Source organism: Thalassospira sp. GO-4, assembly GCF_023588965.1.
In the GTDB taxonomy this organism is placed as follows: domain Bacteria; phylum Pseudomonadota; class Alphaproteobacteria; order Rhodospirillales; family Thalassospiraceae; genus Thalassospira; species Thalassospira povalilytica.
In genome coordinates this window covers 2,628,632-2,644,099 of the sequence record NZ_CP097807.1, presented here as the reverse complement: position 1 = coordinate 2,644,099, position 15,468 = coordinate 2,628,632, and the positions used below count along the sequence as shown (strand labels likewise).

General features: G+C 51.4%; 10 protein-coding genes. 3 read left to right on the top strand and 7 right to left on the bottom strand.

All coding sequences use genetic code 11. The features are described from left to right. Nucleotides 1-246 precede the first annotated feature (246 nt). From M9H61_RS12240 to M9H61_RS12230, 3 genes are read left to right on the top strand one after another with little or no spacing between them, the layout of a single operon-like run. A complete protein-coding gene (locus M9H61_RS12240; RefSeq protein ID WP_250280694.1) occupies nt 247-1,296 on the top strand; it encodes a DNA cytosine methyltransferase in 1,050 nt (349 codons plus the stop codon). Between the two features lie 3 nt (nt 1,297-1,299). Further along, the gene (locus M9H61_RS12235; protein WP_250280693.1) at nt 1,300-4,275 is read left to right on the top strand and encodes an ATP-binding protein; all 2,976 of its coding nucleotides are present in this window, start codon (nt 1,300-1,302) and stop codon (nt 4,273-4,275) included. Beyond that, nucleotides 4,259-5,932: a response regulator receiver domain gene (locus tag M9H61_RS12230; RefSeq protein ID WP_250280690.1), complete on the top strand. Its 1,674-nt coding sequence runs from the start codon at nt 4,259-4,261 to the stop codon at nt 5,930-5,932. The genes M9H61_RS12235 and M9H61_RS12230 overlap by 17 nt, the downstream gene beginning before the upstream one ends. Nucleotides 5,933-5,964: 32 nt before the next feature. Here M9H61_RS12230 and traI read toward each other — a convergent pair whose 3' ends face one another. From traI to M9H61_RS12195, 7 genes are all read right to left on the bottom strand, one after another. Then, nucleotides 5,965-7,074 (bottom strand): TraI/MobA(P) family conjugative relaxase, encoded by a 1,110-nt coding sequence (gene traI / locus M9H61_RS12225; RefSeq protein ID WP_250280688.1) that lies wholly within the window; start codon nt 7,072-7,074, stop codon nt 5,965-5,967. Further along, nucleotides 7,071-7,445, bottom strand: coding sequence for a ribbon-helix-helix protein, CopG family (locus M9H61_RS12220; RefSeq protein ID WP_250280686.1), 375 nt, complete (start codon nt 7,443-7,445; stop codon nt 7,071-7,073). The genes traI and M9H61_RS12220 overlap by 4 nt, the downstream gene beginning before the upstream one ends. A gap of 64 nt (nt 7,446-7,509) precedes the next feature. After that, nucleotides 7,510-10,257: a zincin-like metallopeptidase domain-containing protein gene (locus tag M9H61_RS12215; protein ID WP_250280684.1), complete on the bottom strand. Its 2,748-nt coding sequence runs from the start codon at nt 10,255-10,257 to the stop codon at nt 7,510-7,512. Beyond that, nucleotides 10,250-10,498, bottom strand: a complete 249-nt coding sequence (locus tag M9H61_RS12210) for a hypothetical protein (RefSeq protein WP_250280683.1) — start codon at nt 10,496-10,498, stop codon at nt 10,250-10,252. Before M9H61_RS12210 ends, M9H61_RS12215 begins: the two co-directional genes overlap by 8 nt. Further along, nucleotides 10,495-12,303: a type IV secretory system conjugative DNA transfer family protein gene (locus M9H61_RS12205; protein WP_250280680.1), complete on the bottom strand. Its 1,809-nt coding sequence runs from the start codon at nt 12,301-12,303 to the stop codon at nt 10,495-10,497. The genes M9H61_RS12210 and M9H61_RS12205 overlap by 4 nt, the downstream gene beginning before the upstream one ends. Further along, nucleotides 12,303-13,256, bottom strand: a complete 954-nt coding sequence (locus M9H61_RS12200) for an ATPase, T2SS/T4P/T4SS family (protein ID WP_250280678.1) — start codon at nt 13,254-13,256, stop codon at nt 12,303-12,305. Before M9H61_RS12200 ends, M9H61_RS12205 begins: the two co-directional genes overlap by 1 nt. Further along, nucleotides 13,256-15,466: a hypothetical protein gene (locus M9H61_RS12195; protein ID WP_250280676.1), complete on the bottom strand. Its 2,211-nt coding sequence runs from the start codon at nt 15,464-15,466 to the stop codon at nt 13,256-13,258. Before M9H61_RS12195 ends, M9H61_RS12200 begins: the two co-directional genes overlap by 1 nt. Between the last annotated feature and the right edge of the window lie 2 nt (nt 15,467-15,468).

Here is a 15,468-nt window from a genome sequence, read left to right as displayed (position 1 = left end):
AGCGAAGAGCTTTTAGCTTGACCAGTATGCGCGCCATTGTCTTTTGGAGCAGGAAATTGTCGATCTAACGCGGGCGATGTTGTAATTTCTAGAGATCGTGTGTCGGCAGTAGATTAATAGTCGCCGAAGTGTGAAATCTTAATTGAGCCCGGACTTAGTGATCGGGTCAATTCCGAAATATTTTTAGAAATGTGAATGAATGTTTTACGCATTGCGAGATCAAGCAAATAATAAGAATGAACCTGCATGAGTATAAGTGTATTTGATTTTTTCTCAGGATGTGGCGGGACCAGTAAGGGGTTTCAGAATGCTGGCCTCAATCCTGTTTTTGCGCTCGATTTTGACGGTGATGCGGCAAGCACCTATCGTAACAATTTTCCTAATACTGTCTTCAAGAGGTCAGATATTACCAAGTTTCAGCCTGCAGAGATGGATGATTTGGTAAGTAGCTGTGATGTGAAGCTTTTTTGTGGATGTGCTCCATGTCAGCCATTCACAAAGCAAAACACAAAGAAGCCGAACAAGAAGACAGATTTGAGAAGGTCATTGCTTTCTCACTTTGGAACGTTCATTGAGAGACATCTGCCAGATTACGTCTTTGTGGAAAATGTCCCAGGAATCCAAAAGGTCTCTGGTAACAGCACACTCACCCGCTTCAAAAAACGCTTGGAAGACTTGGGTTACTCTCCAACGGTTGGGATTATTGAGTCGCAAAAGTTTGGTGTGCCTCAAAAGCGAAGGCGTCTAGTTTTACTTGCTTCAAGGCACGGTGAGATCGACTTCCCTCAAGAGACACATAATCCAGATGTGGGTATACCATTTAGTACAGTGAGACAGTGGATTTCACATTTGCCGCCAATTCAAGCGGGGGAAATACATCCAGATGTCCCGAATCATCGAGCTGCAAAGCTGTCTGAGCTGAATCTACAGCGGATTATGGCAACACCGCCAGAAGGTTCGAGAGCTGATTGGCCTGTTCACCTGAGACTGGATTGTCACATAAAGAATGGATATTCGGGACACACTGACGTGTACGGCAGAATGAGGTGGGATGGACCTGCCACAGGGCTGACTACTCGCTGTATCAGTTTATCCAATGGTCGCTACGGTCACCCAGAACAACATCGTGCTATTAGTGTAAGGGAGGCTGCAGCAATTCAAACGTTCCCCGATGATTTTCAGTTCTTTGGCTCGCTGAACTCGCAAGCAAGGCAAATTGGGAATGCGGTTCCAGTGGCATTGGCGCAAGTTTTCGGAGCGCACTTACTTGAGCATGCAAGGCGCTACGTGGGGTGATTTATGGCGAAGTTTAAAACCCGAGCGCGAACTGTAGATATGCTGGGGCGTCAGCAGATTGCTAACGTCTCAACAGCAGTAAGCGAGCTATTCAAAAATGCTCACGACGCCTACGCGGATCATGCCGAGGTGGATTATTTCCGTTCAGACAATCTCCTGGTTATACGTGATAACGGCGTAGGAATGACGCCTCATGAGTTTGAGGATCGTTGGTTGGTTTTGGGGACGGAAAGTAAATATGCACCGGAAGATGGTCAAAAAGCTGATACATATCGGCCGCCAGAAAAAACCGAGCGGGCAATTATGGGGGAGAAAGGAATCGGTCGCCTAGCAATTGCGCTGTTGGGACGTCAAGTCTTGATAATGACTCGTGCTAAGCGGGACGGTGAAGTGCATGATTTGGTTATGTGTTTCATCCATTGGGAGTTGTTTGAAATATCAGGAGTCAATCTGGAAGATATTGAAATTCCGGTGAAGCTAATTCCTGATGGCCGACTACCCACGCTTGAAGAAGTTGACGACCTTCTTCAGCAAATGAAAGACTGTGTTAAAGATTTGGCCAGGGACGGCCTGAGCCCCTCTTTTGAGAGTATCTTGGAAGATATTTCGGATTTTCAACTGGATCCGCAGGATATAGACGCATTTCTCGGAGGGATCAGTCTAAATGATGGGATGTCTGGAACACATTTTTATGTCGCTCCTGCGGATGATGGTATCGCATATGAAATTGAGCGAGAGCGGCAGGATCAAACTAGGGATTTCACAAAGTTTCTTTTGGGGTTTTCAAATGCAGTCTTTCGAGAAACTCCTCCTCCTCCAATCGAGACCGCTTTCCGGTATTGGCCGACCGATGCAGCCAATGAAGATCTGATCGGTGAAGGTGAGTTTTTCACTCAGCAAGAATTGGATGCGGCAGATCATAAGATTAGCGGTCGGTTCGATGAGTACGGTCAGTTTTGTGGTGACATTAGGATTTATGGAGAACAATTCTCGGAGCATGTCATTTCTTGGTCTGGCGGGCAAGGTCAGCCGACAAGGTGTGGACCGTTCGAAATTGAGTTCGGCTATGTCGCCGGTGCACAACGCGAGACTAGTCTCCCGCCCGATGAGTGGAGGAGAATCACAGATAAGCTGAATAAAATTGGCGGCGTTTATGTTTATCGAGATCGGATCCGTATTCTGCCTTATGGCAACTCTGACGTCGATTGGTTGAATATCGAAGAGCGTAGAACAAAATCAGCCTCTTACTACTTCTTTTCACACAGACGAGTTTTTGGTGCAGTAAAACTGACGCGCAAAGATAATGGTTTACTGAGGGAAAAGGCCGGTCGAGAAGGTTTTCAGCAGGATAAAGCGTATCGACAGCTGAAAGATATACTCGAAAACCTTTTTCTCCAACTTGCTGCAGACTTTTTTAGAGAAAGTGGCGATTTTTCTGAGTATTACAACGAGCAACGCTCTGAATTGGAGCGGTTGGAGCTTGCTCGGCGACGTCGTGAAAAGCAAGTATCAACCAAACGGAAAAACATCGCGGTTTCATTGGAAGGTTTTTTTGATCGAGTGAATTCCGGACTGCCGGAAACGGAGCTCGCGAACCTTCGTCTTTCCATAACAAGTCGAATGAACGCTGCCGCAAAAATGAAGGATCCTGATGAAGCCTCCTCTGCTCTGCTGGATGCAGAACGGGAAGCAAACCGTAGGCTGTCAGAAATTCGTGAAAGCTACCGGTTAGCAAAACCCCGAGGTGTTGGCTTGTCGAAACCCCTTCAGCGCGACTGGACTGCATATACGATAGAGATCGAGCGACTAGACAAAGACGTTTTTGACCCTTTTAGTGTTGAGGTGGCGGAAACCCTGGGCGCAGTAGCTAACGAAGCAAAGTTATATGTTGACCAGAGGAAGCGTCTCAGTGAGCTAATTAAGCAGCAAGCCGATAGCGGAAAAAAAGCTGTCTCGCAGGAAGCGGGGCAAGTGCGTAGCTCTGCAAACGAGACGCGCTCGTCAGCTCTTCGTTTTGCTCGCGACGCTATTCGAGAAATGCAGGAGACAATATCTGCAGTTGAAGTTGAATTTGCGCAGAAAGATATCGTAGGCCTTTCCGAAAATGAAATTGAGAGGTTGCGAGACGGTTTTGAAGGCAGAATTGAGGCTGTGGGCAGAAAGAATAGAGAAACACTCTCGAAGGTTCGGGATATGCTCACCGCTATATCCAGCAATATTTCTCACGGAGTTGAGATATCTGATTCTGATATTGTGGAGGCCATGGATCAGGAATTGCTGGAACTCAAAGAGCAGTCAGATGCTGATGCCGAAATGGTGCAGTTAGGCCTTGCTGTAGCGGTTATTAATCATGAGTTTGAAGCTGCTATCAAAGGAGTTCGGAGATCTTTACGAGAACTACGACCCTGGGCCGCGTCAAATAATGAGTTGTCAACGCTGTATCAAGATATAAGAAATAATTTTGATCACTTGGACGGACATCTCAATTTATTCACGCCTTTGCAGAGAAGACTGTACCGAAAAGCAATAACCATTCAAGGTTCGGATATTAACCATTACTTACGGACTCTTTTTGAGGTGCGTATGAAAAGGCACCATGTAAAGTTGCACGTTACCGACGCATTTTTGCAATCGGAGGTTATAGTTTTCCCTTCTACAATCTATCCTGTTTTCGTTAACATAATCGATAATGCCATGTTTTGGCTCAAAGACATCGATCAAGATAGACAGATCACTTTGGATGCTGATCAGGAAAGTTTCATCATATCAAACAACGGACCTTCTATCGGCGTAAGGGATGTTGCAGCAATTTTTGATCAGGGGTTTACGAGGAAGCCTGGTGGGCGAGGACTGGGCCTCTTCATTTCTAAGAAGGCACTTGAGAAAGAGGGAATGGGGATCGATGTTCTCCCAAATTCTGAGAGCCGGGGCGTGACAATGATAATTAGATGGCCAACGAGAAATGACGACACTGCCTGAAACTGTACAAGAATATTCAAGACGTGCTGCACAGTCATTTATACAGACAGCGGTCTTTGTCGATGATCGAATTTATGAACGTGGTACTGTAAAAGAAGATGAAGTAAAAGCACCCATCTCTGTGAAAACTCGTAAGAAAGTTACGAAAAGTGCAAATAGCTCGAACAAGCAGAGTATCGTTGTTTCTTCAGACGTCGATGACGAGGGTAATGCACCTGATACCTATGATATTGTGAACAGCTTTGCGAAAAAACAGATTGTTTGTTCTCTTTATCAACCAAAAAAGTCAGCTCAAGTATCGCCCAAGTCAGACATATTTCCTCTTTGCAAGGCATCTGATGTCGTGATTGTGGATTGGGATCTTTTTGGAGACAAAGGCGGGCGTGCGCTTGAGTTGATAAGTGGGTTGATTTCCCAAGCAGTAAAGGATGTTCCCGAACAGCTCCGACTGATATTGGTTTATACGCAGGAAGTTAATCTGTTCAGCGTCGCTGACCAAATTTATGAGAAGGTTTATCCGAGCATCGGGGAAAGTTTCCAACCCTGCGAAAATCAAGGCGGTCTAGCTTTTCACACGGAAAATAGCCGTATAGTGGTCTTGGGAAAGCCCGGAAGAGAACGACCTGATACCGATCCTAGCCACATTGTGGAAGAATCCCACCTTGCTGATATTGCTGTCAGGGAATTTGCTAAGCTTGCATCTGGAATTTTGCACGCTGCGACTCTTATGGGGTTGGCAGAGATCCGAAAAAATAGTCGGAAAGTTCTGTCTCGGTTTAGTAGTGACCTAGATCCAGCATTTCTTACGCATCTTGCTATGTGTTTACCCGACGACGACGCTTCGACACATATGATTCCTTTATTGGTTTCTGAGATTGAAGCTGTTTTAGAAGATGCTCTACCAACTCCGCTGTTGCCAGAGAAAATATTGCGAGATTGGTGTTTGAATGTCTGGCAACCTGGCGCCCATTTGGACCAGCTGTTGGGTAAAAAGGGGCTAAACCACAGAGAAATTGCCGAGGCAATTTGTACGAAAGGGTTCAAAGAGGCTGCGACAGCACATGATACAATACCAAAGATGGATTCTGACAAAGACAAGACTAAAAGAGTCAGAAAGGCATCAAAAATTCTACTCCCATCAGACGGATCAGATGCGAACCATCGCTTTTCTCATTTGATGGCTAGTCGTACATTCTACGGGGATGGGAAGAAAATCTTAAAGATGGGAAGCATAGTTCACCAAAAGGACGATGATCTCTATCTCTTATGCATTCAACCTGTATGTGACAGTGTCCGACTGAAAAAACCACGGGTCTTTATGTTCGTGCAAATGAGCAAAGGCGCCAGTGGTGCAGGTAGTTCGGCATCTCATGTCATTGTAGAACAAGGTAACAGTATCCTTGAGTTGATTTATCAGCCAAAATCATACCTTTGTCTTGCAGCGGAGTTTGCACCTGACGCGGTAAGTCAGAGAATTGCCGCGAAGCAAGAAGAAGATGGAAGCCTATTTTTCGAGGATACTGGCTGGAAAAAATATCACTGGCTCGATCAACTCCGCACCTCACATGCGCAACGAGCTGTTGAGCGTTTCGCCAGTGATCTGTCGCGTGTCGGTCTAACAGAATCTGAGTGGTTGCGGCGCCTTGAGTCGAAGTAAGGAAAGTCCGCTGAAACTATTGATTCTTAGAGCTACAATTTAGTGCTTATTCTAGGTGCTGTTTTGTGCCGAAAGGGAAGATCTCTGTAAGTACCACTTTTTGACAAACTAAGCAGCTCTCTGTGTGCATTGATCAACACCATTGCCAGCGGATCCTGATATGCTTCCATCAATAAAAACATCTTCCAGTTACGCAAAGCTCGCACCTTAAGGCTCGGCTGCCGGTGTATGATTTTACGAGTACTGAGATAACGACGCCAAAGGGCAGGGGTATTTCGGTGCCGCATGAGCGGGCGGGACTTGTAACAACGTTTCGACTTGCACTGTGTTTTTTCTCGTCGTGCCGTAAATACCCCAAACCGTTCTTCAAGCATCTTCTTGCTGCATGATCGATCTAGCTGACTGGCTTTCATTGCCTGACCATCCGAGCTCATCAGAATCATCCCGTTACCACGCAGCTTGAGGCTGATGTCATATCTGGCCAGAACCTCATGCGTTTCCTGCCAGGTCTTAGCCTTCCTCAAACCTTCTAGTATCTCGTTTCTATGTTTTAACACATGCCGCTGGAATGATTCCTGCCAGGTATGGGCTTCATAGTTCCGTGCTGTAGGCGAGAGTTTGTTTGAGGCACGCTCCTTGCCATCGGTCATTCCGGGATCAATCGCGAGACCGAACTTCTTCTCCATCTCGCGTGAGACCTTTGCGAGGATCTTAAAATCCCGATGAGGTGTGACGACCTTGAGCGTTTCCGGATGCACCTTGTTAAAAGCAATATGCATATGGAAATTATCGGTATTGATATGCGTTCCCGCCACACGTTGATGATCGCCGTAGCCAAGTGCCTTGGCATATTCCGCCTCGATGGCCATCAGATCATCTGTGGTCAGTTTATCCTGATCACCAGGCCGGAATGAAACGACAAGGTGATAGGTTTTATCTGCAATATCTGGCTTTTGACGACGAACCGCTTCTATCTCCAGAAGGGCCAGATCGAGATCCTCGATATTTGTGCCGGCATCGCAGTTGCGGATCCAGAACTGATGGAGTTTCTCGCCTTTCTCCTCGGCTGCGGCGATGTATTCTCCCAGTCGCGTGTAGTTATCTGGCACCCCGGATTTTTTGCCGATTTTGGTCGCGATCATGATTTGGCCTGTTTTCGTATGCCCGGCTGAAGCTGATCGTGGATCTCGCCAATGGAGGCCTTCAGCTCTGCTTGGGTTGTTTCTATGTCGCGGATGAGATCATCGAACTTTTTGAGAAGGTCTGCTGAAAGCGGCTCATCAAGTGCGAGTTTGAAGAGGTTCCCGAGCCTTGCCTGGTCAGCGTTGACCTTGAGCAAATCCCGAATGCCCTGCCATGCGGCAAAGTCGCGGGCACTCGGCAGCTTGGTATTCATCAACAATCGTTTGAGCAGTTCAGAGCGGGACAGACGCATCTGATGGGCCAGCTGATCGATGCGTTCTTTCTCTTCGGCGTTCAAATAGGTTTTGATGACGTGGCGGTCGGTGGCCATGGCATGTTTCCAGTATCGATAAAAAGGTGCCGGTGGCGTTCATTGCGCCACCGGCATTCGGGGATCAGACCGCCAAGCTGGCAGCCTGCTGCTCGCGTCCCCGTGTTCTGGTTCTGGACTTCGGTTTGGTTAGGCCGATCTGTTCGGTGACAAGGCGTTTCAACGCCTCAAGCCCGCGTTCCCGATGGATGTCGTTAAAGTCGGTCAGGCCCTTAGCCTTTTCCTCGTCACTCAGATCCGGACGCAGGATGTTCGCGCCGGTAAGCTCGGATGCCCGTTCAGCGCCCTTGATCCCGGCATTAACCTGCTTGGCGTGATCATCATCGGCTGCAATCACCAGAGGACGATCTGGGTGCTTCTTTTGAAGAACTTCTGCCACGGGCGCAAGATTGCCGGAATCAAGTGCGACTACGACAGTAAGGCCGCTGGCCATATGTAGGCTTTGGCCTGTGGAATAGCCCTCAGTCACGATCATCGGGCCCTTGTGATCACCTTCGATCACATGCATCAGGCCGCGCTTTTTGCCGTCCTTGAGATACATCTTCGTACCATCGGGATGGATGGTCTGGATGTTTTCGATAAAGCCTTTGTCATTGGCCATCGGCATGAGCAGGTTGCCCGACTGATCAATGCGCAGATCGCCAGCAGGCACATGTTTGTTTTGTAAATATGGGTGATTGCTCGGCGCTGGTTCGGCGTTCTGGAAAATCCCGTAGGCCCGCTTGGCGATGGCACGATATTGCGCACGGAGTTCCTGTTCCTGGGCTGCCTTGCGGGCAGCCGCTTCGGCTCTGGCTTGTTCCAGCTCCTTCGGATCAACCTTGGTGCCGGTCGCCACCCATTTGACCGGATCCTGCCCGGATTTGTAATTGGTGATGTTGCCTGCCGGAAGTCCTTCGAGGAACCCGCGATAGGAGCCACTTTTCTGGCCTTTGCGATCTCCTTCGACCGCTACCCGGTGCCATTTACCGTCCATGGTCGGTGGCCCATCAAGGATCAGACCGTTTTCCTTCAGCGCCTTCGCAAATTCCTGCTCCGGACTGATCCTAGGCTCAGGGGCTTTGGCCTTGGTCTCCTGCCAGCGTTTGAAGGGCGCAAGCTCCATATCATCGCGTGCATACCATGCTTTGGCCCGGCGATCCCATTTTGCACCGAGTGCTTTTGCCTCATCCTTTTCACTGAACGGCACATTAAGATAAATGCGTTTCGCTGCAGTTCCTTGAGAACGGTCTGGCGCTGCTTCCTTCTGGTCGGGAGCCAGATGCTGATCTTGCCCAATTTTGAGATTTGCATTCAGATCAAATGGCGTTGTCAGGCGTCTCAGCAGTCCGTCGGCTCTTTGCTGGGCTGGAATGTACCAATCTGGCCTTTGCCCTGATCCTTGCGTTTGTGGGCCATCAATATCCCAAAGGGCGGATAGCAGCTCTTGATGTTTCGGAGATCGTGCGGCCTCTGTTGCGAGATCTGTCAGAATGGCGTTCTTGCCTGACAGACCCGTCAGCTGCGGATCGGAAGAAATGTTATTGTCTGAGGACCAATCAATTTTGCCAAAACGCTCCGCCAAAGAGGCGACGTTTTTATGATCCCCGTCCGGTCCCAAGATCGAATAGGCCATATTGTTCCAGTTCGCCATCTCGGCAGATTGCCGAAGGAAACGAACCAAATGATCGGTAGAGAGATCAGAGGACAGCAACCGTTCCTTGAACTGATTGGCAGGTAGCAATTCGGTGTCTTGCCGCGAACCGGTCAGGACCAATGAATCCTGTATCCGCATGGCCCAAAGTGTTGGATTTGCGGAAGGATGGTTCTCAAACATCTTCTCGATGGCGCGTTGACGCTTTTCGGCCATGCTATCGATAAAGGATTGCTGCTTTGGCACAGACTGAGACTGAGATTTCTCTGCACTTTGTTGTTTGATCGGGCTAAGGGACTGGCGCATCTCGGGCTCCATGATCCAGGTACGGATGTTTTCTGCATCCCGCGCAGCGGTGAACAGCGCATTGCGGTCTTCCTTGATGGCTTTCATCCAGGAGCCGACGTAAGCGGCGTGGCGTTCCGGGTAATGGCCAAGGCCAAGCTCGGTGGTCAGCATGTAGCTTGCGATCTCGGCCCGCAGTTCTTCCTTGGCGTAAACTTCCGAGCCAAACGGTCCGAATTCCCGGGCCATGCGTGTGCTGTGGCCGGTGGCATGGCCAAACTCATGCAAGGCGGTGGCGTAATATTCATACTGGCCTTTGAAAGCCGCCTGATGGGGCATGTGGATCTGATCAGTTGAGGACCGGTAAAACGCCCGGTCATTCTGATCATGAAAGATCGGAACATTGCCTTGCTTGAGGAACTGCTCTGCCCGTTCGACCGGGCTGAAGGTTGGTTCTGGCGCGATATAGGGGGCAAGACCATCGATCTGCTCGGCATTGAAGACGACAGCATGAAACACCCTTGGCCGATCAAGGCGGACTTCACGGGTTTTGGCGACACCCTTGTCGTCAAGAACCGGCTTGCCGTTTTCATCCAGCACCTTCTCGCGCTCGGACCATTTCCAATATTCGATCATGGTGCCTTTTTCGCCCTTGCGGACCTGCGCGTCCTGAGCAGCCGCCTGGCGATAGGTCATCCAGCGCGGATCGGAGCGCCCGCGCATTTCAAGCCAGAGCGCATTGATGCCGCGATAATCCTTGCCGGAGACCGGGTTGAAAGGAGCCATGCGGACCTTTCCCGGTTCCCATGGCTTTTGCCAGGGCGCGGTGCCTGCTTCGATATGGCCAAGCAGTTCCTCGACCACCTGATCGCGATAACTTTTCTTCTCAGCCATGGTTCGAGCCCTCCGCATCAGCAGTCGGATCGATGCCGTCAAAATGACTGTCGAGTGCGTCATCAGCGGAAAGCGCGTCTTCGGAGAATGCCCCCATGGCTTCGGCAATGTCCGGATCGACCGGTACAGGGCCAATCTTGCTTTCGCTGTTGATCATCGAGGAGGCGAGGGTGAGATAGTCTTGGTCATTGAGGGCTGCGGACGCAGGCGTGGTTTTGTCGGGTGTATTGGGTGACTTCATGGTTTGGTTCCTTTGAGAGAGGCGGAAGGCATGGAAGAGAGCGCCATCTGGGGCGGCGTCATGCGCGAACGGCGTGAAAGCTCGCGATCCAGGAAATAGAGCTTTTGACGACCAAGGATGGGTGGCAGACCGGCAACAAAGATCAGGGCATCACCGGGGACGGGTTTGCGGCCCTCGGTATCAATGATCTGCAGGCGCATGCATTCATCAGGGGTGAGAAGCGGGCGGGAAGTTTCGGCAAGATTGTCCGAGACCGATCCGAGATCGCCCATCCGGCCAGAGCGCGATCTGCGTTTCTGAACGATGGTTGCCTTGCCGGTCATATCCGAAAGCAGCTTGGCGGTTTCGAGTTTGTTTGGCGTGAAGGCGACCCGTATCTTGCAGTTGGCCATGATCGACTCATCACGCCCGTAATGCTTGAAGAGTTGTTCGGTGTTCTGAACGATGATCATGGCCTTGAGGCCATAGCCCGCCATGAAGGCCAGAGATTCCTCGAAGATCTCCAGCTTGCCGATCGAGGTGAACTCATCAAGCATCAAAAGCAGGCGGTGCTTGTATCCGGCGAGCGTTTGGCCAGACCCAAACTCCATGCGTTCAGTCAGACGACGCATGAACAGGTTCAGGATGATGCGCAGTAGTGGCCGCAAGCGATCCTTGTCTGCAGGTGAAACGACAAGGAACAGTGCCATTGGCGCTTCACCATTCATCAGATCATGAAGACGGAAGTCGCTGGTGGCAGTATTCCGCGCAATGATCGGATCGGCAAAGACGGTGAGCTGTGTTTTGGCCGTGGAATGCACGCCAGAGCGTTCCTGCGGGGCCTTGATCATCATGCTGTTGGCCCCGCGCCGAACTTCCTTGTTCACATGGGCTTTGCCGTGATCAAAGGCGGCCATTTCAGCAAGGATATGCTCGAAATTGTCATCAGCTTTTTCCGCCTGGCCGTCTTCGCTTGGCTGTCCGGTGATGCCGGAAAGAAAGATGTTCACATCATCAAAGCAGGCAATCCGGTTTTCATCGCGTCTTACGCGATAGATCACATGGAGCAGCACGACCGAGAGCCAGCCCCAGCCTTCCTCGCGCCAGTAGTTTCCGGACATGCCTTTGCCGTCCGGATCAATGATCATCGCGGCAATGTTCTGACAGTCGGCAATGTCCTGTTCGGTGTCGATCCGAACTTCGGCCAGCGGATTAAACCGAGCCGAGCCCGAAGGTGCGGCAGGCTCAAACCGCAATACCCTGTGACCAATGCTGGCAAGCCTGCCAACTGTCTTGGCAAAGTTCTCACCTTTTATATCAAGGCAGAGAATGCTCTCGCGCCAACTGAGCAGGGTGGGGAGGATCAGGCTCACCCCCTTGCCGGTGCGGGTTGGAGCCCAGACCAGAACATGTTCTGGTCCGTCATGGCGCAGCTCTCGGATCCGACCAAACCATGATGGCCAACCACCGATGACAACACCGTCTTTGCGAAACAGGCGTGCTTTCTTGAGGTCCTTCAGCTTTGCCCAGCGGGCCGAGCCATGCAGTTCGTCGCCTTTGCGGTTCCCCTTGAGCGTGCTGTTATTGGCCCGTGCTGCCAGCGCCAGCACGCCGAACATGCAAAGCAATCCAGTGATGCCAATCCAAAGAGCCGGATAGAGCATTTCATTAGGTAGGCCTGCTGGATGCGTGGCGGCATCGAGCGACCATCGCCACCAGCGCAGATCAAGCGCGTCAAAGCCAACGGCCTGATGCCACTGCCAGAGAATGGTAGCGATCATGGCAAGCAGGATGACGGGAAGAGAGAGGCGGTAAAGAGCAGTCATCACACCACCTCCTTGCCGTCTTTAAGCACATAGCGATTATTGCGCGGTTCCCAGATATCGGTGATCCGCCGCCAGCCATCGGCGTTACGTTTGATCTGAACGACAACATCAACCAGCTCGGCCAGAAACTCCGGAACGCGGGGCATGGTTTCTCCGGCCCAGGCAATGTTCTGATCGAACTTGCGGTGAATGGCTTGCCATGGGCTTTCGGCATGGATGGTGCACATAAATCCGGTGACACCGGAATTAAGGGCTGCCAGTGCGGCAAAGGCGTTCTGGGTGCTGATCTCACCAAACAGGATATGATCGGGCGTGATCCGCATCAGATGATCATAGATCTCGCGCCAGCCAACCATGCCGCTGCCCGTTCCGGCCTCTCGGGCAGCAATCAAGCCATTGCCATCCCAGAACTGCTCGATATGAAGTTCCGGGGTGTCCTCGATGGCCAAGACACGTCGGGCCGGGTCAATGGTGGCGAGCAATATATTAAGCAAGGTCGTCTTGCCGGTGTTGGTCGCACCACTGATGATCATGTTGGCGTCATTTGCGACCTTATCGATCAGATAATCGCGGATGACTGGTGTCACGCCAGCCTGTTGCCAGGACGGGGTGAAGGGATGCTTGCAGCGGATCGCGAGGCTCAGATGCGATCTGACCGATGCACCAACAAGGATCTCGCAGCGATGATTGCCCGGCAGGATGCAAGAGAGCTTTGGATTGTCATCGGGATTGAAATTCAAGCCTCGCTGGTTGGCGAGGCTGATGGCAATCCGTTCGATGGCAGCCAGTGTAAGAGCAGGATCTTCGATCTCGCGCTTGCCTTCCCCGCGCCGTTCAGTCACGACGCGGTGCGGGCGGTTCATGCGGATTTCGACTGTTGAGAGATCGCCGTAATAGATGGCCAGAGGGCCGAGGATCTTCTCAAACAGGGGATTGGGGGAAAGGGCGTTCATTACCACCACCCCCAACTGCCCATGCAACCGCTCTTGATGCTGTCGGTATGCGCAGGATAGTTGTATTTGTTCGGCTCATAGAGCGTCCAGTAATCGTTGCCGGAACGCTTCTGGTGGATTGAGCTTTGCGCAGAGAGCGTGGTGCAGGTCTTGCTGCTTGGCTCGCCGATTGTTTCGCCATCTTCGCGAACTGTTGTTCGGGTGCCGACGGCTGCTGAATAGTTGCAATGGTTGGAGTTGTAGACCGTGCGATTTTCGTTATAGCCGTCAGAACCACCTACCCGGACAGTGACGGTGCCGGTCGCATTGCCGCATGGTCCGCCTGTATGGTTCTGTGGAGCTGTCCAACTCGAATGCGTCGGATCTGCCCATTGGACCGTCGCACTGCAGACATTTCCCAGATTGGCAGGTGTCGCTTCATCGACTTTCAAGCCATAAGTCGTGCCATCGGGCCGCTTGTAGGTGTTTACAAGATCACGGCCTTCAAACCGGGTGCAGTCCTCATACCAGATATCGCCATTGGCTTTAGGTCCCTGACCATCATAGACATAGGCGGTCTGTGGTTCACCCGGCAGAACTTCACTGGTCTTGATGTTGTAACGACCTTTCGGCGTGCCTTCGATATAGACCGTGGTCAGGCGATAGGAAAACAACTGGTCATCATGGTTTTGCCAGCCGGTGGTTTCGACATGATGCGGATAGGCAATCTCGCTATCCTGGCAATCAGTGACATATTGCGGGACGCCATCGAGCAGATAGTAAAACCGCTCGCGACCATAGCTCGTGCCAGCCGCAAGATCATGGTTCCAGAGTGAGGGACTGTCACAGCCGTCGATGGTGGATTGGATTGCGATATTGGCGCTGTCGGGTTTGCATTCGGTGATGAATTGCTCAACCCCGTTAACCACGATTTGTTTGCGGCTTTGGCGGGTAACAGTGCCAGCCGCCTGATTAATGATCGGAGCGCAAACTTCCTGACCAGCGGCACTCTTGTAGACGGTTTCGTGAGGGTATTCGGTGCCATTGTCCGAGCAGGCATCGGCCTGCCAGGTGGTGCCGTTCAGCTCATAGATATGACGACCGGTTTGATAAGAGCGACCAGCGGCAAAATCATGCCGGATAGAACAGCCATCGGTGACTGAGACGAGGGGAACAGACGCCAGCTCCTCAGAGGGTTCGCAGCTTCTGACCTGGACTTCATTGTTGCTTGCATTGACATAGACTAGGGACGCCTGCGGGACGGCCATCATCTCGTTATAGTCAAGATAGACCGAGCAGGCCGAGGTCTTCTCTGTGATGTCAAAGACCTTGTCTTCATCCTTCAGGCAGTCAGTGACTTCCTGACGGTTGCCGCCGCCATCGGTGTAATACAGCAGATATTGTGCGGTTGCCTGGCGCGTCTCCATATCGATGGTATCGCCACAAACTGAATAGCTGCGATCCAGCGGATAGCGATCTGCGCCATCTTCACAGGTGCCCGCGTTAACATTGCCGTCTTCGGTAGTTTCAACACGGCTTTGCTGGACAGCGACGAGCTGGGCCAGATCAACTCGGATGTTGCAGCCTTCTGTTGTGACACGCACAGTGGGCGTGTTGGTATCTTCCTCAACATCAAGGGCTGATGGTGTAGAATAACCGGCAGCATCGGCATTCTTTGACGCATTCGATCCGACATTGTTAGAGGCTCCGGTATCAGCCTCAGCGCTTTCGGTTTCCTTTTCTTCCTTGTCGTCCTCTTCCTCGACGTCATTCAAGCGCTGCAGGGCCGCAAGCAGCGTTTCCTGATTGCCCTCGATGGTGACGGGTGACGCCGGGTCGAGCTCGGGGCTGTCCATATTGAACTGCGCAACAAACTCATTTGAGTCGAGCGGCTCAGATTTGCCGTCTTTTTCAACGCCGGTCAGCACCAGTTGCGCGATCAAGTTGTCCTCAAAGGTGACATAGCGGGCATAAGCCTTGGCGGTGACACCCTCGGTCAGTTTGGGAGGCGCACCAGGAACATCGACCAAGCCAAGATCAATGGCCATCGGTTCATTCTCAGATACGGCGGTCCGGGTTTTGGCACGGGTGACAATATTCACCTTGCGCACCATTTCCTCGATACCGGGCTCGGCTTGCGAGGAGGCGGTTGCTGGCTCGGCCAATTGCGCCAGTGCGGGTGAGACAAGACAGGGCGACAGGAGCAAACACCAAAGGGTTCGTTTGTTCATGC

Coding starts and splice junctions, on each gene's coding strand:
- M9H61_RS12240 (WP_250280694.1), top strand. CDS start 247: ATGAGTATAAGTGTATTTGATTTTTTCTCAGGATGTGGCGGGACCAGT.
- M9H61_RS12195 (WP_250280676.1), bottom strand. CDS start 15,466: ATGAACAAACGAACCCTTTGGTGTTTGCTCCTGTCGCCCTGTCTTGTC.
- M9H61_RS12205 (WP_250280680.1), bottom strand. CDS start 12,303: ATGACTGCTCTTTACCGCCTCTCTCTTCCCGTCATCCTGCTTGCCATG.
- traI (WP_250280688.1), bottom strand. CDS start 7,074: ATGATCGCGACCAAAATCGGCAAAAAATCCGGGGTGCCAGATAACTAC.
- M9H61_RS12200 (WP_250280678.1), bottom strand. CDS start 13,256: ATGAACGCCCTTTCCCCCAATCCCCTGTTTGAGAAGATCCTCGGCCCT.
- M9H61_RS12235 (WP_250280693.1), top strand. CDS start 1,300: ATGGCGAAGTTTAAAACCCGAGCGCGAACTGTAGATATGCTGGGGCGT.
- M9H61_RS12220 (WP_250280686.1), bottom strand. CDS start 7,445: ATGGCCACCGACCGCCACGTCATCAAAACCTATTTGAACGCCGAAGAG.
- M9H61_RS12210 (WP_250280683.1), bottom strand. CDS start 10,498: ATGAAGTCACCCAATACACCCGACAAAACCACGCCTGCGTCCGCAGCC.
- M9H61_RS12215 (WP_250280684.1), bottom strand. CDS start 10,257: ATGGCTGAGAAGAAAAGTTATCGCGATCAGGTGGTCGAGGAACTGCTT.
- M9H61_RS12230 (WP_250280690.1), top strand. CDS start 4,259: ATGACGACACTGCCTGAAACTGTACAAGAATATTCAAGACGTGCTGCA.